Here is a 22,611-nt window from a genome sequence, read left to right on the forward strand (position 1 = left end):
GCCATTTAATGACATCTGTTAATGTATAGATAATTAACCAAAAAATAATCTATATCAACAAATCTATATGATTTCATTTTCATTACTTTACGGGAAACCGTAAAGCAATGAAAATTTTATAATTATAGAAAAAGACTTGATGCATTACATTATTTTTTGAGCACAAAAATCTCGTGGTCAAACTTCAAATCCATAAAAATACCCCCAGATAATGTCTAATTATTTGGGGGAAGTTCAAAACGGACGGCTCAATTTTTTAATTAAAAAAAATTATAAAATATAATCGGTATTAATGAAATTTGATTCTTTACTGTTTAACAACGCTTGTAAAATTTCATTATTGTAGTCGTTATCCTTTGAGGCAACAAAGGTTCTAATGGAAAACGAACGCAAAGCATCATGAATACTTAACGTACCTACAGCAGAATCCTTTCTTCCTGTAAATGGCAGGACATCGGGACCACGTTGACAAGAACTATTTAAATTAACGCGACAAACTAAGTTAATTAGCATATCAATAAGTGGTGCAATGGTTTTAATATCTTTTCCAAACAAACTTACTTGCTGACCGTAATTAGACTCAGCCATATCGTTAAGAGGTTCTTGAATTTCCTTAAAAGGAATAATTGGTACTACAGGTCCAAATTGTTCTTCATGATACACTCTCATTTCCTTGTTTACAGGATATAAAACTGCGGGGAATATGTAGTTAGGAGTGTGCTGTCCTCCTTTTTCATTGATTACTGAAGCACCTTTATTAATGGCATCATCTATCAAATCTTGAATGTATTTCGGTTTTTCCTTTTCTGGTAAGGGAGTAAGAAACGCAGATTTATCCCATGGATTTCCAAAAATAAGAGCATCAACTTTGGCTGTGAAACGCTTATTGAATTCCTCTACAATAGATTCATGCACATACAAAACTTTCAAAGCAGTACAACGCTGTCCATTAAAAGATAGAGATCCAGCTATACATTCTTGAATGGCTAAATCTAAATCAGCGTCAGGCAGGATGATAGCAGGATTTTTGGCTTCTAAGCCTAAAATTAAACGCAATCTATTTTTATTAGGATGTTGATCTTGTAATGCAATTGCTGATTTACTGTTACCAATGAGAGCTAAAATATCAACTTTTCCCGATTTCATGATAGGTGATGCAACGTCACGACCACGACCATAAACGATATTGATTACTCCTTTTGGAAAACTACTTCTAAAAGCTTCTAACAATGGAGAGAGTAATAAAACTCCGTGTTTAGCTGGTTTAAAGATTACAGGATTACCCATTATCAAAGCTGGAATTAGCAATGTAAAAGTTTCATTTAATGGGTAATTATAAGGACCTAGACACAATACAACGCCAAGTGGACTTCTACGAACCATAGCATTAATTCCTTGTACTTTAGAAAAATGGGCGCTACGTGTATTCAATTCCTTTAAACTGGCAATGGTATCATAAATGTACTCCACCGTTCTGTCAAATTCCTTTTCTGAATCGCCTAATGATTTTCCTATTTCCCACATTAATAATTTGACAACATCTTGCCGAGTAGCTTTCATTTGCTTGACAAAATCCTCAACGCATTTTATTCGATCGGTCACTTTCATAGTAGGCCACAATCCCTGACCATTATTAAATGCTGTACTAGCTGATAGAACGACCTCAGCAGCTTCAGCTTCTCCCATTAATGGAACAGAACCTAATATAGTTGGTGCATATTCTGCTGTAGAAGATATGGTCGAAAAAACTGCTGTGGTTTGACCCGTCCATTTTTTTAACTCACCATCTACTAAATACGTATCTTGATTTAATAAAGTATTAATTTGAAATTCTTCTGGTATAGTATTCATATAAAAATTGATTAAGTATTACATTAGATTTTTAAATAAACGAAAAGTACAGGTCAAAGTGATTTATGGAGTAACTACTTCTCCCTCCCATTCTAAAATACCTCCAACTAAGTTATAAGCATTTTCAAAACCCAATTCATTCATGATTTCGCAGGCTTTTGCACTTCGCATTCCAGAACGACAATACACGTAGTAGTTCGTGGTTTTGTCTAATGACTCTATTTCGTTTACAAAACCTTGACCCAAATGAATATCGATATTAATAGCATTGGCTATACTTCCTTCATTAAATTCTACTTCGGTTCTGACGTCTAGTATGACTGCATTTTCATCTGCTTCAAACTGAGAAACCCAATCTTCTTGTGCTAAATTCATAGTGTTGTTTTTTGTAAAAATACGATGTTTTTGCCTAATAATAAACTCATCAATTGTTAATTAGAGATTATTTATAAGAAAACAATTTTGCAAAACAATAACAATCAATAGTGTAAAATTACAGCTTCTATTTTTGCGAAAAATAGTCTATCAAACCTATAGGAATTATATAAATAAAACATAGATAATGAAGGACTTAAATCATTTTTTTAATGAAAATTTCGCCTATAATTTGATATATTTGAATTACTTTTACGAGTTAGTCGGCAAAAAAATAACCACCCGTTAATTACGTTATGATAGAATATTTAGGTTATTTTGCTTCAATTATTATTGGACTCTCCTTAGGATTAATAGGAGGCGGAGGATCGATACTTACTATTCCTATTCTGGTGTATCTTTTTAAAATAGATCCTGAAACTGCCACGAGTTATTCGCTATTTATAGTAGGAATTACCTCTTTATTTGGATGTGTAAGCCACTACAAAATGGGAAATCTCAAAATAAAATCGGCAGTATACTTCGCAGTGCCTTCCGTTTTTTCAATATTAATCATTCGAGAAGTCATTTTTCCAAAAATAGCAGCCACACTTTTCTCTATCGCTTCGTACCAAGTTTCTAAAAGTTTTCTAATCATGATTGTTTTTTCAGTCCTTATGATAGCCGCAGCCATTGCAATGATTCGAAAGAAAAAAACGATCTCAAGCCCAACAAAAACAAATTACACACAACTGGGCATAATAGGATTTCTAGTTGGGATAGTAACGGGATTTCTGGGCGCAGGTGGTGGGTTTTTAATCATTCCTGCTTTATTGTTTTTTGCAAATTTACCCATGAAACAAGCCGTTGGCACCTCATTGTTGATCATCTTTATAAATTCCAGTATTGGTTTTGGCGGTGATTTATACATTGGCACCCCTATTAATTATTCGTTTCTACTAATTATTTCGGGTATGGCATTTATCGGAATGCTTATTGGCATCCAACTTTCAAAAAAAATAGATGGAGCAAAACTAAAACCAATCTTTGGTTGGTTCGTATTAGTAATGGGCATGTACATCATTACAAAGGAAATTTTCTTTTAATAAAATCTTAAAGTAACATTTATCACTGTTTATCCTAAAAAACAGAAGTACATTTGTACTATAAATAAAATACTATCATGAAAATTGAACAAATATATACAGGATGTTTAGCACAAGGTGCCTACTACATTACTTCAAATGGTGAAGCAGCTATTATTGATCCATTACGTGAAACCCAACCTTATCTAGAGCGATTAAAAAGAGATTCGGTACAACTAAAATACATCTTCGAAACCCATTTCCATGCTGATTTTGTTTCTGGACACGTTGATTTAAGCCGAGAAACCGGTGCGCCTATTGTTTTTGGTCCAAATGCTATTTGCGAATTTGACTGTATTAGTGCAACAGATGGGCAGGAATTTACCATTGGAAACATCAAAATAAAAGTATTGCATACTCCGGGACACACGATGGAAAGTTCCACTTATTTGCTAATTGACGAAAACGGAAAAGATCATGCCATTTTCTCTGGGGACACCTTGTTCATAGGTGATGTAGGCAGACCGGATTTAGCACAAAAAGCAGCACACATGACACAAGAGCAATTAGCTGGAATTTTATTTCATTCCTTACGTGACAAAGTAATGACGCTGGCAGATGATGTTATTGTTTATCCAGCACATGGTGCAGGAAGTGCTTGTGGTAAAAATATGAGTAAGGAAACCGTATCTACAATTGGCAATCAAAAAGCTACCAATTATGCCTTGCGAGCTGACATGAACGAAGCCGAATTTATCCAAGAAGTAACCGATGGTTTGTTGCCTCCTCCAGCCTACTTTGGTATGAATGTGGCGATGAATAAAAAAGGGTATGAGAGTTTTGAAAACGTCCTACATTTAGGGATGCGGGCTTTGGCTGTAGTAGAATTTGAAGTGGCTGCAGAAGAAACAGCTGCTTTGATTTTGGATACTAGAAAAAACGGATTATTTGCTAAAGGATTTATTCCTCAATCCATCAATATTGGTATCGATGGTGATTTTGCGCCGTGGGTGGGTGCTTTAATTGCCAATGTAAAACAACCCATTTTAATTGTTTGTGAATTGGGACTAGAGGAAGAAACCGTTACACGATTGAGTCGTGTGGGATTTGATAACTTAATTGGTCATTTAGCAGGAGGTTTTGATGCTTGGGCAAAAGCTGGAAAAGAGGTTGATACCGTAAATAGGATTTCAGCGGAACAATTTGCAACAGATGTAAAAATTGGTGAAAGCAAAATAATCGATATTCGCAAAGAAACAGAGTATAGCGCCGAACACATTGAGGATTCCTACAGCAAACCACTCGCCGCAATTAACGACTGGGTAAAAGACATCAATTCGAAAGAACATTTTTATTTACACTGTGCTGGTGGATATCGCAGCATGATTGCCGCTTCCATTCTAGAGGCGCGAGGTTTTAGAAACTTTACGGAAATTGAAGGTGGTTTCAATGCTATTGCGAAAACTAATGTTCCAAAAACAGATTTTGTTTGCCAAAGTAAAGTTTTGAAATAATAGCAATAGCAATGGCAATGGCAATTTCAAAAAAATCAAATTATGGAAGATAAAAAATGTAATGTAGTTTCAAGCGATATACCACTTGACGTATCGTATTGGGAATCGCAATACAAAGCCAAAAAAACCGGATGGGATTTAGGCACAGTATCGCCGCCTATAAAAGCTTACATAGATACTTTTTCAAAACAAAACGCCCGTATTTTAATTCCGGGTTGTGGTAACAGTTATGAAGCTGAATATCTTATAAAAAAAGGATTTACCAATATTACGGTAATTGACATTGCACCTACACTAGTTGCTGTTTTACAAGAAAAGTTCAAAAATAAACCGGAGATTCAAGTGATTCTTGGAGACTTTTTTAAACATCAAGGCGAATATGATTTAATTATCGAGCAAACTTTTTTCTGTGCTTTGCCTTCAACTATTCGACAAAAATACGTCCTAAAAATGCACCAACTTTTGGCAAAAGACGGAATTCTAGCAGGCGTATTATTTGATCGTTATTTTGAATCTGGACCTCCTTTTGGCGGAAGCCAAACCGAATACAACCTACTTTTTAAAGAGGCATTTGAAAGCCTTAAAATGGAAACCGCGTACAATTCAATTGCACCAAGAGCGAACTCTGAATTGTTTTTCGAGCTAAAGAAAAAGTGAGAGTGTTATTCAACTATTTACAAGCTGTGAGTTCTATACTTTTCAATAAATAGTTTTACTCTTTTTGTAACCATTTATAAAGTATTTTTTCTAGATCAGATTGAATTATCGGTTTTGGCAAATAATCATCCATACCTGCTTCAAAACACTTTTCTTTATCACCAACCATTATTCCTGCAGTTATGGCAATTATAGGAATATTCTTTGCATCTTCAAACTGTCTGATTTCATCGGTAGCTTCATAACCATTTTTATTAGGCATCTGTATGTCCATCAAAATCACATCTGGCTTTTCTTTACTATAAACCTCAACTGCTTCATTACCGTCCTTAGCTTCAAAAATAGTACAATTAGTAATAATTCTTTTGATGAGAGTTTTAGCTAAAAGCATATTAATTTTATTGTCTTCGACCAATAATACTTTGATATCAGTCAAAATATTCTCAGCATCCATTGCGCTACCTACAAGTGTTTGAGTAGATGGAGTACTTATCTTTTTTTTATGATTCGACTTTTTGACTTTTATAATAAAGTAGAAATCACTTCCATCACCATATTTGCTGATGAGTTGTAATTTACTATCCATCAATGCCAACAACTGGTTTGAAATGGATAGTCCCAATCCCGTACCACCAAATTTTCTATTCGTAGAATTATCCTCTTGAACAAATGAATTGAATATTTTTTCGTTGTTGTCTACTTTTATTCCAATTCCAGTATCTTTTACAGAAAATTTTATGGTTGCCTCATTTTTATCTAAAGGACCAACAGCATCTATATCCAAGCGTATTTCTCCGAAATGGGTGAATTTTATGGCATTACTCAATAAATTCATTACTATTTGTTTCAATCGAACAGAGTCGGCCTGAATATATTGCGGAATAGTACTATCAATATTTAGAGTTAATGTTATATTTTTTTTGTTGGCCTGAAATTTAAACAAATTAATAACCTGATTGGTTAATTTGTACAAGTTTACTTTTTCAATATCCAACTCTAATTTACCCGATTCAATTTTGGAGAAATCTAAAACATCGTTTACAATTTCCATCAATGAAGTCGCTGATTCATTAATGGTAGTCATGTATTCTGCTTGATCTTTTTTAAGATTAGACTTCATTAACAAATGCGTAAAGCCAATAATTCCGTTTAATGGAGTACGTATTTCATGACTCATATTAGCCAGAAAATCTGTCTTAGCTTTATTGGCTCCCTCGGCTTGCTGTTTTGCACTTATAAGTTCCATTTCCATTACTTTTTGTTCTGTAATATCCATAAAACTAATTACAATTTCAGTAATGTTGCCGTCTTGGTTTAATTCAGGATAGCCATTTACTAGCAACCAAACAGTATCTTCAAGAGTGGAACGTTGGACTCCTGCAGTATAATTTTTAATCGCTTGTTTTGTAGACACAATTTGGTTAACTGGATAATTTTCAACAGCCATAATGGAACTATCTTCATTCAAAAACTTCCATGTTACATCAATGGCCGTTATGCCTTTCATTTGATCATCAGTTAACCCTAATAATTGTGATGCTTTTTTATTGTTGACAATTATTCCTGTATTCGGTGCATGAACTACAATTCCAGCATCTAAGTTATTTAATAAACCCCTATATCTTTCTTCGCTTTTATAGAGTGCAGAGTCTGCTTCTTTGGCTTTAGTTATATCACGGCATAGACAGATAAAATGCTTCACATCATCCTGGCTATCCAGCATAGGAGCTATTGAGAGCTCAAACCAGTGTATTCCTGTAGCTAGTTGCAAAGTATACTGTCGACCACCAGAAAATCCTTTAAGAGCGGCCTCTTCTATTGCTGCCAAAATAATGCTTGAAACTTCTTGTGGTAAGACCTCGGAAAATCTTTTTCCTATAATAAATTCCGGTGGCATTGTTAAAAGATCAGTGCTTCGAGAGTGATAATTATAAATTTTACCTGTAATATCTAACTCAAACAACAAATCAGGCATGGCACCAAGTATGGCTTCCATTTTTTTATGCATTTTTATAAACTGATCGTTTATTCTTTTTCGCTCTGTTATGTCTCTTACTATAGCTACAATACGCCCATCTGCAATCATTTTTGCAGTAATTTCTGTAGTTATTACAGATCCATTTTTATCAATCATAGTCCGTTCGAGCAATGTTTGCTCCCCGTCTAGCAATTCCTTGAACATTATGGGTCGTATAGAAAGATCATCTTCAAGATATAAATCTCTAACATTCATTGTGCAAAGTTCTTCTTTAGTATAGCCCAACATCTTGCAGGCGCTTTCATTTACTTCCAGAAAATCTCCGTTAATGTCATTTATAAAAATTGCGTCAGAAGCTTGCTCAATTAGACTCTTATATTTTTCTTCACTATTAATTAATTGATTTTTAATATTTTTCAATTCGGTTATCTCGATCATTGCTCCATTTAATCGGATGGCTTTTCCGTTTTTATCTCGAGATATGATTCCTCTGTCATAAAATATCCCGTAGGTACCATCTGCTTTTAGAAAACGAAATTCATCCGACCAAAAAGTAGACGCTCCAGCATAAGAATCCTCTAAATTTTGTATCACTCTATTCCGATCATCAGGGTGCAACCTTGACCGCCACATGATACTATTGTTTTCCCCATTTGGAATAATGCTGCCAAAACCTAAAAGATCAATAAAAGCTTGATTGTTCCAACTTTCGCCAGTGATCAAATCCACTTCGAATACCGCATCATTAGTGGCTGCCGAAATCATTTCAAATCTTTCGTTAGCAATTTTTATTTTTTCTTCTGCTTTTTTTAGGTCAGAAAGATCCAGACCCATTCCTAAAAGACACTTTCTTCCTTCGTATTCAAAAGCATGAGAATTAACATAATAGGGTATTTTATTTTTGTTTTTAGTAAATAATTCTACCTCAATTCCAGGTGACTTTACCTCAAATACAGTTTTTAAACGTTCTCTTATAATCTCTTTAAAATCGGTGTCATAAAAATCAACCGCTTCCATTTGAGCAATTTCATCGGCACTAAACCCGCTTACTCGTTCGAAATTTTTATTCCATTTTACAAAATGTCCAGCGGCATCATAGAGATAAAAAACCCCTGGAAGATTATTGATTATCGTTTCTGATAATCGCTTTTCTCTCAAAATAGTTGCTTCAGCAATTTTACGATCCGTTATATCTGTAATGGTACCAATGTATCCTACAATCTCATTTTTAGTGTTTCGTTCCGGTATTGCTTGCCCCATCACCCAAGCTACAGAGCCGTCTGAGTGAACAAAACGATATTCTGAAAATGATGTTTCTTGCCTATTTAATATTTGATTCCAGCCGTCCATTAACTTTTTTTTATCGTCCTCATGAATTGCCTTAACCCAACCATCACCTAAAGCTTCTTCAAATGATAAGCCTGAAATTTGAGACCAATACGGATTTACATAAGTTGTACTACCTGCTGCATCAGTACGAAAAATACCTACAGGACAAACTTGGGTTAATGTTTGGTACCGCTGCTCACTCTCCAATATTGCTTCCTCTGCCTTTTTACGTAATGCTTCTTTTTCTAAAACATCTATTGCAAAAGCCACATCGTTAGTAGCTCCTACCAGCAATGCGATTTCTTCATTATCAAAAAAGTTTTTCTCAGTTGCGTAAAAAGTAAAAATTCCAATGATTTTATTGAGTTTTTTAATTGGAACCGTCATTAAAGACCTGTAGTCTCTTGCTAATGCTTCCTCTTTCCATGGACGCATTATTGAATCGTTTTCGATATCGTTGCAAACTACATACTTTTTGTTTTTTATGGCTGTAGCACCAGGACCTCTTCCTTGAGGAGAACTATCATCTACGGTAATGGTTTTGATACTTTCAAGATAGCCTTGATTTTCTCCGGCAACCATTACGGCCTCAACATTTTTAGTTTCTTCGTTGATTAAGCCAAACCAAGACATCTTAAATTTTCCAACTTCAACAGCAATAGTACTAGCCTCTCTAAATAAACTTTCTTGATCCGTAACACGAACAATCATTTGATTCATTTGACTAATAAAGGAGTACAGACGATTTGCTTTAATAATTTTCGCTTCTACTTTTTTATTTTCGGTAACGTCCTTGACGAATCCTAAAAATCTAGAATCAGAAAGTTGAACCATATCGACAAAACAAAATATTTCTGATCCATTTTTATGAATGATTTTAATCTCACTTCTCAGTGCATTTGTTTCCCTCAGAGACTGAAAATTTTGTAGTGTCTTTAGAGTGAAATCAGGTGCAGATAAATCGCCAAATTTCTTTTTTAAAAGTTCTGACCTTGAATAACCCGTTAGGTCACAAGCCGCTTGATTTACCTCAATATAATTTCGATCTTGGTCAAATACAAAAACTCCGTCTGGCGCATTTTCAATGTATTGTTTGAACTTGGTTTCACTTTCTTGCTCAATAACTTGTAACTTATATTTAAGTACAGCATTTTCTGTATCAATAATTTCTTGTTCTATTCTTTTTTTATCTGAAATGTCCTGTGTATTGCCCTGCAAGGCATAAACGTTTCCCTCTGTATCAATTAAAGGTTTAACAATAGCGTGCAACCATTTAGAGTTCTTACTTGATAAAATGACTTTTTGAATAACTTCAAACTCTTGTTTATCGCTAATGGCCTGGTACACTTTATTCAGAAAAAAGCTAGAATCTTCTTTTGAAAAAATGTGCAAAAATTCTTGATATAAGTTTTGATGAGGTTTAGCTTCAATTTCATAAATTGAATAAAGCTCTTTTGACCAAATCATTTTATTGTTACTCAAATCAATTTCCCAGCTACCCAGTTTTGCTATTTTTTGTGCATCGTTTAGTAATTTTTCGCTTGCTAGTAAATTTTCCTGATTTTCCCTTATTTCAGTGATATCTTTTCCTATTGCATAAATAAATTGTCCTGTTACATCTACATTAGTTGTCCACTGTATTACAACAATTTCACCAGTTTTTTTTAAAAATCTATTTTCAAAATTTACCGAGGTAATCCTTTTTGACAACCTTTCGATTTCTAAACTAGTTTTATTTACATCTTCAGGATGAAGAAATGAAATCACCAAATTACTAAGTAATTCCTTTTCAGTGTATCCTAATTTTTTTATAAATGCTGGATTTATTTCTTTGAAATAGCCATCAGTGCCAGAGATACATAGCAAATCTTGAGATTCTTTAATATAGAATTCAAAATTGGTTAAGGTATTTCTCTTTTTATCTAAGCGAATTATTTCTGATTCTAGCTCTTTTACTTTAAGAAGTAAAGCATCATAAGATATCTTGGCTTTATCCATACTGTTGATATTCAAATAAGTTTTAAATGTAATAAATAATACTTATAAATGAAAAAAGATTTGTTGTTATAAAAGCACTACAAGACTTTCAATACTATCTTTTTAACACGAATCACTTGCCAGGATTTTATTATTTCATATAACTATTCAAGATATTTAATAATTTCAAAAAATCATTACTAGAAAAAAATGAATATATATTTCACTCCTAATTAAAGACAAATTAAAAAATGTGTTTCGGCTTAGTTTTTGTAAATAGTAAATTAATAGTTAAAATATGAATTTAAACTGCTAAAACATACAATAGTAATTGTTTATGTTTTAACAGAATTTATTTAACAAAAAAATAATACACATTTGTATATACAAGTATAAAATGTGTTACATTTATATCGACAAATAACGTAATACCTAATTATGAAAATTGAAGAAATCTTAAAATCAACTGTACCAATGGATAACTCCAAAAAAGTTATCTTAAACATTATGTACACCCAAAGTGTCATTACAGAGAATTTTAATGATGTCCTTAAACCTTACGAAATTTCAGGAGAACAATACAATGTATTGAGAATATTAAGAGGACAAAAAGGCAATCCCGCAAACATGTGCGTTATACAAGAACGAATGTTAGCCAAAACAAGTAACACGACACGATTAGTCGATAAATTATTACTTAAAGAGTATGTCACTCGAAAAGTTTGCCCAGAAAACAGGCGAAAGATTGAAGTGTTAATCACACAAAAAGGACTAGATGTTTTAGCGGTATTAGATCCTAAGGTGATTGCTCACGAACAGTTTTTTTCAAAAAATTTACATACCGACGAAATCATTCAATTGAACCAATTATTAGAAAAATTTAGAAATCAATAAAAATCAAATACACATGAACGCATTTTTAGAAAATCAAAACTGGAGATATGCTACGAAAAAATTCGATGCTACAAAAAAAATAACAGCTGAAGATTTAGATATTTTAAAAGAGGCAATCCGCTTGAGTTCATCCTCATATGGCTTGCAACCGTACAAAGTAATCCTTGTTGAAAATCCTGAATTAAGAGCAAAAATACAGCCATCAGCTTGGGGACAATCCCAAATTGTTGAGGCATCACACTTAATCGTTTTTGCAAATGAAATTAATTTTGGTACAACAGGAATTGATGATTACATCAAAAACGCAAGCGAAACAAGAGCAATTCCAGCTGAAAGCCTACAAGGTTATGCTGATTTTATGAAAGCTAATATTACAGCGCTTTCTGAGGATAATCGTAATAACTGGACGGCGAAACAAACCTATTTAGCTTTAGGAAATTTACTTAACGCTGCTGCAGAACTAAAAATAGATGTAACTCCAATGGAAGGTTTTGTACCTGTAGAAGTAAATGAAATTCTAGGACTTGAAGCATTAGGCTTAAACGCCACATTGATTGCAACACTTGGTTACAGACATGAAGATGATGCAACTCAGTACTATAAAAAAGTTAGAAAATCAAACGAAGACTTATTCATAACCTTATAATTAGTAATCCAATTCAAACACAAAAACACATGAAAAATTTAAAATTAATTGCTCTAGCATTAGTCGTAGTTTTATCTACCGTTTCCGTAAGCGCTCAAACTAAAAAAGTAGACGCTTCAAAAAGTACCATCAACTGGGTTGGGAAAAAAGTAACAGGATCTCATGAAGGTACAATTAATCTTAAAGATGGTGCCTTAGTATTCAAAGGAAAAAAATTAGTAGGTGGTACATTCGAAGTAGATATGACATCGATGACCGTTACTGACTTAAAAGCAGGTCAAGGAAAAGAAAAATTGGAAGGTCACTTGAAAGCAGATGACTTTTTTGGAACAGATAAATTTGCTACAGCAAGTTTAGTTTTCAAAAAAATAGTGGCAAAAACACCAAATGTATACACCGTAACTGGAGACTTAACTATCAAAGGAATCACTAAACCAGTAACTTTTGATTTGGCTACTACTGCAAACACAGCAACTACAAATGTTGTAATTGATAGAACTAAATTTGATATCAAATACGGATCAGGAAGTTTCTTTGACAGCCTTGGTGACAAAGCAATCAATGATGATTTTACTTTAGCTGTGGCCTTGAAATTCTAATTGTAATTTAAAATACAACTCACAAGCCTATCAAGAAATTGATAGGCTTTTTTTTATGTTAATTCCTGAAAAAAAGGAGGATTACTTTGTACTAATTAGATCTAAAAATAGGAATATAAAGCAACTACTATTTCACTTTATATACTAAAATAATCGAATTAGCACAATCATTAAACTATAATGGCACAAACATAACATCAGTAGGGTATTCGTAATAAACTCATAATATTAGGTAGAAAGTAACTTAACAGTTCGCATGTACTTTTGATAAAAAAAGAAATTTCAAAATCAACAATAAGAACTCAACCTACAAAAATGAATATCATGAAATTAAAACTGACTTTACTTTTAGTACTTTCTTATGCATGTATAAATGCGCAACAACTCAAAGGAATTATAGGACAAGACAACTGGACTAACAACTGGACAAATTTTAAGCCCGCAACTACAGAGTACAATGAGGCAACAACCATACTTACAGGAATAATAAGTAGTGACATGGTTTTGAAACGGACAAATACCTATGTAATGATAGGTGTGGTATATGTTACTAATAAAGCTACATTAACAATTGAGGCCGGAACCGTAATAAGAGGTGATAAACAAACCTGTGGAACCCTCGTAATTACTAAAGGCTCTAAAATTATGGCCGAAGGCAATGAAACAGCACCTATTATTTTTACTTCAAATAGCGTCGCTTTATCAAGAAAACCTGGAGATTGGGGTGGAATTGTAATTCTTGGCGATGCTCCTATTAATAAAATTGGCGGTATCGCTTTTTTAGACTTTAATTTAAATCCAGAAGTTAGCTATTATGGTGGTGCAAATGAAGAGGATAATTCAGGAATTTTAAAATTTGTCCGTATTGAATATTCTGGCAGAAAACTTAAAGAACAAAAAGAACTTAATGGTTTGTCGCTTGCTGGTGTGGGGAATAAAACCACACTTGAAAATATTCAAATTAGTTTTTCTAACGACGATTCTTTTGAATGTTATGGTGGTAAAACAACTTTAAGCAACATTATATCCTACAGATCAACTGATGATGATTTTGATTTTACCCAAGGAGCACAAGCTAAAATTTCTAATAGTATTGCCATTAGAGATCCATTTTCATCTGATGTTGCAGGTTCTAGATGCTTTGAAATAGACAATTATGATAAAATAGAAAACTGCGATGTTACTAAAAAAGCAACTTCGATCACCGCCAATAACATTACCCTTCTCAATACGCAAGAAAACAATCAAGGACTTGTAAAAGAGGCTATTTACATTAAAGACAAATGTTTTTTAACACTTAACAATAGTGTGATACATGGCTTTTCTGCAGTTGCTATTTTAGATTTAAAAATAGGATACATCAGTGAAAATCTTAATCGAGTTAGTTTTAGAGGCGTAATTGCTAATAATTGCACCGCAAAAATTATTAGTGAAGTACCCGAAAACAACGTTGAAATTGCAAATTGGTACAACAATGCATCTTATGGTTTAGAATACATTACTATTCCAGCATTAGACTTTTTCAATCAACCATCGTTAAAAAAAGCACCCGATTTTCGTTTAAGATCTTACACTAGTTTAGCCAGTAAGTAATTAATATTGAATTTAATGCTCGCAAAATCACAACTTTTGCATTTATAACAAATTAAAGTGTAAAATTTATTTAATTTTATTTTAAAATGTATAATAATTGAATTTTCATTTATATATTTGCAATAACAAAATAAACAATGAACACAATTTTAAACAATACTTGGTGGTGGAACAATTTACGTCAGTCGTCGTGAACTAAGCTCCTATAGTATCATTTTAAACTATAAATATAAAAGGCTTGTCATCACGACAAGCCTTTTTTTTTGCATGTACTTATTCGTAAAACCAACATTAAAAAAATAGCAATTGAAATCATTTACATTACATACCCATTACAAACAAATCCTAGCTGATACGATCACTCCAGTGAGTGTGTATTTCAAGATTCGGGATAAATTCCCAAATAGTCTGTTGCTCGAAAGCAGTGATTATCATGGCAATGACAACAGTTTCTCATATATCTGTTGCAATCCTATAGCTTCTATCAAAATTGAAAATGAAATAGTTTATAAAACATTTCCTGATGGAACCAATGAAAAAATTATCATTGATGGGACAACTGATATTCCAGCTTTGATTCAAGAATTTTCAGAACAATTTAAATCGGAGAAAAACAAATTCAAATTCATCAACAATGGGTTGTTTGGTTACATCTCCTATGATGCCGTTCGCTATTTTGAGAAAGTAACTATCGCTAAAAAAGAAAACAGCAACACCATTCCTGATGTGTATTATGCTGTATACCAAAATATCATTGCCATCAATCATTTCAAAAACGAAGCGTATATTTTTTGCCACAGCTTAGATGGTAAAAATAACATTTCAGAAATCGAGCAATTATTACAATCTAGGAATATAGCTTCTTACAAATTTTCGAAAGAAGGAGAAGGATTTTCTAATTTAACTGATGAAGAATTTAAACATAATGTGGCTTTAGCCAAAAAACATTGTTTTCGTGGTGATGTATTTCAATTGGTTTTATCACGAAGGTTTACCCAAGGTTTTAAAGGAGATGAATTTAATGTGTACCGAGCGTTGCGCAGTATAAATCCATCGCCGTATTTATTCTTTTTTGATTATGGTGATTTCAAAATATTTGGCTCTTCGCCAGAAGCGCAAATTATTGTCAAAGATCGTAAGGCTGAAATTCACCCCATAGCAGGAACTTTCAAGCGAACGGGTGATGATGAAAAAGACGCTGTTCTTGCGAAACAATTATCCGAAGACCAGAAAGAAAATAGTGAACATGTTATGCTGGTTGACTTAGCTCGAAATGATTTAAGCCGCAACGGACATGATGTACAAGTAGAAAAATACAGAGAAGTACAATTCTTTTCGCATGTGATTCACTTGGTTTCAAAAGTAACGGGCTATTTACATGAAAAAGCTACAACCATGCAAGTTGTTGCTGATACCTTTCCAGCAGGAACTTTGAGTGGCGCACCAAAACATAGAGCCATGCAATTGATTGAGGAATACGAAAAAACCAATCGTAATTTTTATGGTGGAGCAATTGGTTTCATGGATTTTGAAGGTAACTTTAACCATGCTATAATGATCCGAACTTTCCTGAGCAAAAACCACCAATTACATTGTCAAGCTGGAGCCGGAATAGTCGCTGGTTCTGATGAAGAAAATGAAATGCAAGAAGTGTATAACAAACTAAGGGCGTTGAATGCAGCGTTGGATTTAGCAGAGACGATATAAATCTTGTCCCCTCCCGAAGCTTCGGGACTCCCCGAAGGGAAGGGAGCCAAATCTATAAAAATTAGCAACTTATGAAGTTGTAAATAAAAATAACAATTAAAAAACCTATTTACCCCAATAGGTACTCCCCTCCTTTGGAGGGGTTGGGGGAGGAAAATGAAAAAAATACTAGTCATAGATAATTACGATAGTTTCACGTATAATTTGGTGCATTACCTAGAGGATTTGAATTGTGAAGTTACCGTTTACAGGAACGACGAATTCGAAATTGATGAAATAGCCCATTTTGATAAAATACTACTTTCTCCAGGTCCTGGAATTCCAGAAGAAGCGGGCTTGCTAAAAGAAGTCATAAAAAAATATGGTCCTACTAAAAGTATTTTTGGTGTTTGCTTAGGACAACAAGCCATCGGCGAAGTCTATGGCGGAACACTTTCTAATCTCGACAAAGTGTATCACGGGGTTTCCTCATTGGTGAAAACAGCGGTAATCGATGAGCATTTATTTGAAGGACTAGGAAGTGAATTTGAAGTCGGACGTTATCACTCTTGGGTTGTTGACACCAACTTGCCTGATGTATTAGAAGCGACTTCATTTGATGAAAACGGACAAGTAATGTCCTTACGTCATAAAACATACGATGTGCGCGGCGTACAATTCCATCCTGAAAGTGTATTAACACCAAATGGAAAAAAAATATTAGAAAATTGGGTGAAAAATTAGTCATAAAGTCCAATGTTATAATGTCGAAAGACTTTAAGACTTTAAGACTTTCAACTTTAAGACACATATAAAAATGAAAAATATATTAAACAGACTCATCAATCACGAAATACTTTCGCAAGAAGAAGCAAAAAACGTACTGGTTACCATATCGAACGGAGGGTACAACACGAGTCAAATTGCTTCGTTTCTAACCGTATACATGATGCGTAGCATTAGTATCGATGAGCTGGCAGGATTTCGAGAAGCCTTACTTGAATTGTGCATTCGCATTGATTTATCCGCATATAATGCAATTGATTTATGCGGTACAGGTGGTGATGGAAAAGACACCTTTAATATTTCTACTTTGGCTTCATTTGTAGCTGCAGGAGCAGGAATAAAAGTAGCCAAACACGGAAATTACGGTGTTTCCTCTATTTCAGGATCTAGTAATGTTATGGAAAAAATGGGGATAAAATTTAGTAATGATCCTGATTTCTTAGAAAAATGTATCGACAAGGCGGGAATTTGTGTTCTACATGCACCCCTTTTTCACCCAGCTATGAAAAATGTAGGCCCAATTCGGAAAGAATTAGCAGTGAAAACATTTTTTAATATGTTGGGTCCCATGGTGAATCCTGCCTTTCCAAAAAATCAATTGGTTGGTGTTTTCAACCTTGAATTAGCTAGAATGTATGCCTATTTATATCAAAATACCGATGTGAATTTCACTATTTTACATTCGCTTGACGGGTACGATGAGATTTCCTTGACCAGTCCTACAAAGACAATTACCAGCACCATGGAAGGTATGCTGCTTCCAGAAGACTTTGGTGTTTCACTTTTAAAGCAAAGCGAAATCGAAGGCGGAACAACAATCGAAGATTCGGCTGATATGTTTATCAATATTATTTCGGGAAAAGGAACTGAAGCTCAGAACAATGTAGTTTGTGCCAACGCTGGAATGGCCATTGCGACAGTAACAAAATGCACTCCTTTAGAAGGATTTCAAATAGCGAAAGAAAGTTTATTATCCGGAAAAGGACTTTTATCTTTGAACAAATTGAAAGAATTGAGTAAATAAAAAAGTTTAAAGTTTAAGGTTTAAAGTTGTTGATTTCCCACAACTTTAAACCTTAAACAAAGTAAACTTTAAACAAAAAATTAAGAATGAACATTTTAGATAAAATCATAATTGACAAAAAACGAGAAGTCATTCTCAAGAAATCAATCATACCGGTTGCACAACTGGAATCATCTGTTTTTTTTGAAAAAAAGACAATTTCCTTACGTACTAATTTAATAAACAGCACCTCAGGGATTATTGCCGAACACAAACGTCGTTCACCATCTAAAGCCGAAATCAATTACAGTTTTACTGTGGAAGAGGTGACTAAAGGCTACGAAAATGCTGGTGCTTGCGGAATTTCGGTATTGACAGACGGGAAGTACTTTGGTGGTTCTCTAGACGACTTACTTTTGGCTAGAGCTACAGTAAACATTCCGCTATTGAGAAAAGAATTTATTGTTGATGAATACCAAATTTTAGAAGCCAAAGCCTATGGAGCTGATTTAATTTTGCTAATTGCAGCAGTTTTAACTAGAGAAGAAATCAAATCATTATCTGAATTTGCTAAAAATTTAGGCCTTGAAGTCTTACTAGAGGTACACAACCTTGAAGAACTAGAAAAATCGATAATACCTACTTTAGACCTGATTGGAGTCAATAATAGAAATTTAAAAACATTTGAGGTGAGTTTAGATTTCAGTAAGCAATTAGCAGATCACATTCCAAATGACTTCTTGAAAGTATCAGAAAGCGGAATTTCCTCAATTGAAGCGATTAACGAACTCAGACCTTACGGTTATAAAGGATTTTTAATTGGTGAAAATTTTATGAAAACCAATAATGCCGGTCAAGCAGCTACGGAATTTATTAAACAATTGGCCCTCTAATCTCAAAATAGGAATTAGCAATTAGTACATATATTTAGTTATTATGCAATCAACTTCACAAAACATTTCCACAAAAACTAATCTGGTTTCGGCTCCCTCCCTTTCGGGGAATCCCGAGACTTCGGGAGGGGTGGGGATTAAAATATGTGGTATGAAATATCCCGATAATATTCTCGAAGTAGCCTCGCTCCTACCCGATTATATGGGTTTTATATTTTGGGAAAAATCAGCTCGGTATTTTGACGGCGTAATTCCTGATTTACCGGTATCGATTAAAAAAGTAGGTGTTTTTGTTAACGAAAGCAGCAGCGTAATTTTGGCGAAAGCCCAGAAATATAATTTACAGGCCATCCAGTTACACGGTCACGAATCAGTGGCATTTTGTTCGGATTTAAAGCATGCAATAGGAAATGAAATCGAGATTATAAAAGTATTTTCGGTTGGTGCTGATTTTGATTTTGAGTTGTTAAAACCCTTTGAAGCGGTTTGTGACTATTTCCTTTTTGATACTAAAGGAAAACTGCCTGGTGGAAACGGAAGTACATTCGACTGGAGTGTCTTAAAAAAATATCCTTCAAGTAAACCATTTTTCCTGAGTGGCGGAATTGGAATGGAGGAAATGGATGCAGTGCATGAAATATCAAAAACCAATTTGCCGCTTTACGCCATAGATGTAAACAGTAAATTTGAAATAAAACCAGGATTAAAAGACAAAACAACATTAAAAAAGTTTCAACATAACTTGAAACTTTAAACTTTTTAAACTTTAAACAAAATGAGTTACAACGTCAACGAGAAAGGTTATTACGGAGATTTTGGAGGTGCTTTCATACCTGAAATGTTATATCCAAATGTAGAAGAATTACGTCAGAATTATTTAAAAATCACAGCAGAGCCCTCTTTTCAAGCGGAATTTGATGACTTGCTAAAAGAATATGTGGGCCGACCTACACCGCTGTATTTTGCCAAACGCTTGTCTGAGCAATACAATACTAAAATCTACCTCAAGAGAGAAGATTTGTGTCATACAGGAGCACACAAAGTCAACAATACGATAGGCCAAATTTTATTAGCTAAACGTTTAGGCAAAACCCGTATCATTGCAGAGACTGGCGCTGGACAGCATGGTGTTGCAACCGCAACGGTATGTGCCTTGATGGGGTTAGAATGCATTGTTTACATGGGCGAAGTCGACATTAAGCGTCAGGCGCCAAATGTAGCTCGTATGAAAATGTTGGGAGCCGAAGTTCGTCCTGCTAAATCAGGCTCAAAAACCCTGAAAGATGCAACTAATGAAGCTATTCGCGATTGGATCAACAACCCGATAGACACCTATTATATCATTGGATCTGTTGTAGGACCACATCCATATCCAGATATGGTAGCGCGTTTTCAAAGTGTGATTTCCAAGGAAATTAAAGAGCAATTATTAGAAAAAGAAGGCCGTGAAAATCCTGATTATGTAGTGGCTTGCGTAGGCGGAGGAAGCAATGCTGCAGGTACCTATTATCATTTTCTAGACCATGAGGACGTAAAAATTATTGCAGTTGAAGCTGCTGGATTAGGAGTAGATTCTGGCGAAAGCGCAGCAACATCAGCGCTAGGCAAAGTAGGTGTCATTCACGGAAGCAAAACTTTGTTAATGCAAACTAGTGACGGCCAAATTACCGAGCCATACTCGATTTCTGCTGGTTTAGATTATCCTGGCGTTGGTCCTATGCACGCTAATTTATTTGCCACAGGAAGAGCAAAATTCATATCCATAACTGATGAACAAGCCATGGATTGGGGAATTAAATTATCAAAAATGGAAGGCCTAATTCCCGCAATAGAAAGCGCGCATGCTTTTGCCGTTCTCGATGAAATGAAATTCAAACCAGAAGATATTGTGGTCATCAACCTTTCTGGTCGCGGCGACAAAGATTTAAATACGTATATTGATTATTTCAAATTATAACAAAAGCATCATTAGGGCGTTCCCAAAGGGTCGGGCTGTCCGCTGTATCTTTTTCATGGCAAAAAAGCCATGAAAAAGGATGCCGCTTCTATCCCTAACGCACACCAATAACGATACAAATACATCTTATGGAACAACTATTCTCCTACGGCACATTGCAGTCAAAAGAAATTCAGATGCAGGTTTTTAATAAACTATTAAGCGGAACCGAAGACCAGCTAGTAGGTTACAAATTAAAAGATCTACAAATAGAAGAAGAATTTGGAATGGAAGATTATTTTGTAGCCATGCCTAGTGAAAATCCCTTGGATGCTATTTCTGGTATTGTGTTTACTGTTTCTAGCGAAGATCTTATAAAAGCAGATCAATTTGAATCGAATGCCTACAAAAGAATTCAAATAATATTGCAATCTGGAAAAACAGCTTGGATATATATAGAAAGTTAAGTGTCAAGAAAATAGTTCGCTTAAAACAACTCGAAAAGTAGTTAAATTTCAGTTATTACCTTAAAAATACAAGGATTTAAAACCTTGCAAGAAAATATATAAAAATAATACAATGAACAGAATAAATCAAAAATTACAAGAAACTAAAAAGATACTTTCCATCTATTTCTCAGCGGGATATCCTAGTTTAAATGATACGGTGCAAATCATTCAAGACCTTGAAAAAAATGGTGTAGATATGATTGAAATTGGGTTGCCTTTTAGTGATCCTTTGGCTGACGGACCAACTATTCAAGAGAGTTCTACGCAAGCGTTGCATAACGGAATGACAACACAAGTTCTTTTTGATCAATTAAAAGACATTCGGAAAACAGTTTCTATTCCGCTAATCATCATGGGATATTTCAACCCAATGTTGCAATTTGGTATTGAAAATTTCTGCAAACAGTGCGCTGCCATTGGTATTGATGGATTAATAATTCCTGATCTTCCCGTTGGTGTCTATGCAGATGAATACAAAACAATTTTTGAAAAATATAGCTTAAAAAACATTTTCTTAATCACACCACAAACGTCTGTTGAACGAATTCATTTTATTGATAGTGTTTCAGATGGTTTTATTTATATGGTGAGTTCAGCAAGTGTTACAGGATCACAAACCGGTTTTGGAAGCGCACAAGAAGATTACTTCAAACGTATTGCCGACATGAATCTAAAAAATCCACAAGTAATAGGATTTGGAATCAACAATAAAGAAACTTTTGAGCAAGCCACACAATTTGCCAAAGGTGCTATTATTGGTAGTGCTTTTATTCAGGATTTAACAAAAAATGGAACCGGAAAAATTGACGCTTTCGTTGAAGCGATTCGATAAACTTTTTTTATACTAGCAGGAAAACGGTGTTTAATCGAGATTTAAACACCGTTTTTTTGTAACAACCTGAAATATAGTCTCAATTACTGTTGATTAAAATATCTAAGGTCTATAAAACTAGAGTTAATAGGTACTTAGTTCGCTAACCCGATGGGTCTCAAAATCACACAACAACTACAACCAAAGGTCAATATCAAAAATAGAAACGAATCTCATCAGCTCATCAAAATAGGAACAATGGTCTAAATGCATCAAGTGATACCGCACCTACAGAGAAATTGAAAAATATTTTTTAAGATAGTCATCAAAACCATAACTAGTATTTAGCGTGATTGAATTTAAATTAAAAGAGATGAATCACCTCAAGTACTACTATGTATTTTCACTAGTGTCCACTAAAAAATAAAACAAGTTCTTTGAAATTATTGTAAATCTGTATTTTAAGAGTCATTTTTGAGCGTGACGATTTGAAATGATTATTATGTTCGT

At 34.1% G+C, this 22,611-nt stretch carries 18 protein-coding genes; 15 read left to right on the forward strand and 3 right to left on the reverse strand.

The window, feature by feature from the left end; all coding sequences use genetic code 11:
• Nucleotides 1–270: 270 nt before the first annotated feature.
• Both ACNQGB_RS15000 and ACNQGB_RS15005 read right to left on the reverse strand, forming a co-directional pair.
• The gene (locus tag ACNQGB_RS15000) at nt 271–1,851 is read right to left on the reverse strand and encodes an NADP-dependent glyceraldehyde-3-phosphate dehydrogenase (RefSeq protein ID WP_417946066.1); all 1,581 of its coding nucleotides are present in this window, start codon (nt 1,849–1,851) and stop codon (nt 271–273) included.
• Between the two features lie 63 nt (nt 1,852–1,914).
• Complete coding sequence (locus ACNQGB_RS15005; RefSeq protein ID WP_417946068.1) at nt 1,915–2,226, reverse strand: rhodanese-like domain-containing protein; 312 nt, start codon at nt 2,224–2,226, stop codon at nt 1,915–1,917.
• 299 nt (nt 2,227–2,525) lie between these two features.
• Here ACNQGB_RS15005 and ACNQGB_RS15010 point away from each other — a divergent pair, with 299 nt between their 5' ends.
• The 3 genes from ACNQGB_RS15010 (at nt 2,526) to ACNQGB_RS15020 (ending at nt 5,461) form a co-directional block, all read left to right on the forward strand.
• Nucleotides 2,526–3,311, forward strand: a complete 786-nt coding sequence (locus ACNQGB_RS15010; RefSeq protein WP_417946073.1) for a sulfite exporter TauE/SafE family protein — start codon at nt 2,526–2,528, stop codon at nt 3,309–3,311.
• A 77-nt stretch (nt 3,312–3,388) separates the two neighbouring features.
• Entirely contained in the window at nt 3,389–4,804 is a 1,416-nt protein-coding gene (locus tag ACNQGB_RS15015) for an MBL fold metallo-hydrolase (RefSeq protein ID WP_417946069.1), read from the forward strand.
• 42 nt (nt 4,805–4,846) lie between these two features.
• Nucleotides 4,847–5,461 (forward strand): methyltransferase domain-containing protein, encoded by a 615-nt coding sequence (locus ACNQGB_RS15020; RefSeq protein WP_417946070.1) that lies wholly within the window; start codon nt 4,847–4,849, stop codon nt 5,459–5,461.
• A 55-nt stretch (nt 5,462–5,516) separates the two neighbouring features.
• Here ACNQGB_RS15020 and ACNQGB_RS15025 read toward each other — a convergent pair whose 3' ends face one another.
• Entirely contained in the window at nt 5,517–10,766 is a 5,250-nt protein-coding gene (locus tag ACNQGB_RS15025; protein WP_472777134.1) for a PAS domain S-box protein, read from the reverse strand.
• 417 nt (nt 10,767–11,183) lie between these two features.
• On the opposite strand from ACNQGB_RS15025, the gene ACNQGB_RS15030 reads away from it, so the two are divergent.
• The 12 genes from ACNQGB_RS15030 (at nt 11,184) to trpA (ending at nt 22,122) form a co-directional block, all read left to right on the forward strand.
• A complete protein-coding gene (locus ACNQGB_RS15030) occupies nt 11,184–11,639 on the forward strand; it encodes a MarR family winged helix-turn-helix transcriptional regulator (protein ID WP_417947020.1) in 456 nt (151 codons plus the stop codon).
• A 13-nt stretch (nt 11,640–11,652) separates the two neighbouring features.
• A complete protein-coding gene (locus ACNQGB_RS15035; RefSeq protein ID WP_417947022.1) occupies nt 11,653–12,285 on the forward strand; it encodes an NAD(P)H-dependent oxidoreductase in 633 nt (210 codons plus the stop codon).
• 29 nt (nt 12,286–12,314) lie between these two features.
• On the forward strand, nt 12,315–12,884 hold the full coding sequence (locus tag ACNQGB_RS15040) for a YceI family protein (RefSeq protein ID WP_417947024.1): 570 nt from the start codon (nt 12,315–12,317) through the stop codon (nt 12,882–12,884).
• A 324-nt stretch (nt 12,885–13,208) separates the two neighbouring features.
• Entirely contained in the window at nt 13,209–14,477 is a 1,269-nt protein-coding gene (locus ACNQGB_RS15045) for a hypothetical protein (protein ID WP_417947025.1), read from the forward strand.
• 306 nt (nt 14,478–14,783) lie between these two features.
• A complete protein-coding gene (locus ACNQGB_RS15050) occupies nt 14,784–16,184 on the forward strand; it encodes an anthranilate synthase component I family protein (protein ID WP_417947027.1) in 1,401 nt (466 codons plus the stop codon).
• A gap of 156 nt (nt 16,185–16,340) precedes the next feature.
• The gene (locus tag ACNQGB_RS15055) at nt 16,341–16,907 is read left to right on the forward strand and encodes an anthranilate synthase component II (protein WP_417947029.1); all 567 of its coding nucleotides are present in this window, start codon (nt 16,341–16,343) and stop codon (nt 16,905–16,907) included.
• 73 nt (nt 16,908–16,980) lie between these two features.
• Complete coding sequence (trpD, locus tag ACNQGB_RS15060; protein ID WP_417947031.1) at nt 16,981–17,973, forward strand: anthranilate phosphoribosyltransferase; 993 nt, start codon at nt 16,981–16,983, stop codon at nt 17,971–17,973.
• An 86-nt stretch (nt 17,974–18,059) separates the two neighbouring features.
• Nucleotides 18,060–18,845 (forward strand): indole-3-glycerol phosphate synthase TrpC, encoded by a 786-nt coding sequence (gene trpC, locus ACNQGB_RS15065; protein WP_417947033.1) that lies wholly within the window; start codon nt 18,060–18,062, stop codon nt 18,843–18,845.
• 130 nt (nt 18,846–18,975) lie between these two features.
• Entirely contained in the window at nt 18,976–19,599 is a 624-nt protein-coding gene (locus tag ACNQGB_RS15070; protein ID WP_472777135.1) for a phosphoribosylanthranilate isomerase, read from the forward strand.
• A gap of 21 nt (nt 19,600–19,620) precedes the next feature.
• Complete coding sequence (gene trpB, locus ACNQGB_RS15075) at nt 19,621–20,802, forward strand: tryptophan synthase subunit beta (RefSeq protein ID WP_417947035.1); 1,182 nt, start codon at nt 19,621–19,623, stop codon at nt 20,800–20,802.
• A 128-nt stretch (nt 20,803–20,930) separates the two neighbouring features.
• A complete protein-coding gene (locus ACNQGB_RS15080) occupies nt 20,931–21,248 on the forward strand; it encodes a gamma-glutamylcyclotransferase family protein (RefSeq protein WP_417947037.1) in 318 nt (105 codons plus the stop codon).
• A 112-nt stretch (nt 21,249–21,360) separates the two neighbouring features.
• On the forward strand, nt 21,361–22,122 hold the full coding sequence (trpA, locus tag ACNQGB_RS15085) for a tryptophan synthase subunit alpha (protein ID WP_417947039.1): 762 nt from the start codon (nt 21,361–21,363) through the stop codon (nt 22,120–22,122).
• Nucleotides 22,123–22,611 lie beyond the last annotated feature (489 nt).

Source organism: Flavobacterium frigidum (genome assembly GCF_048286795.2).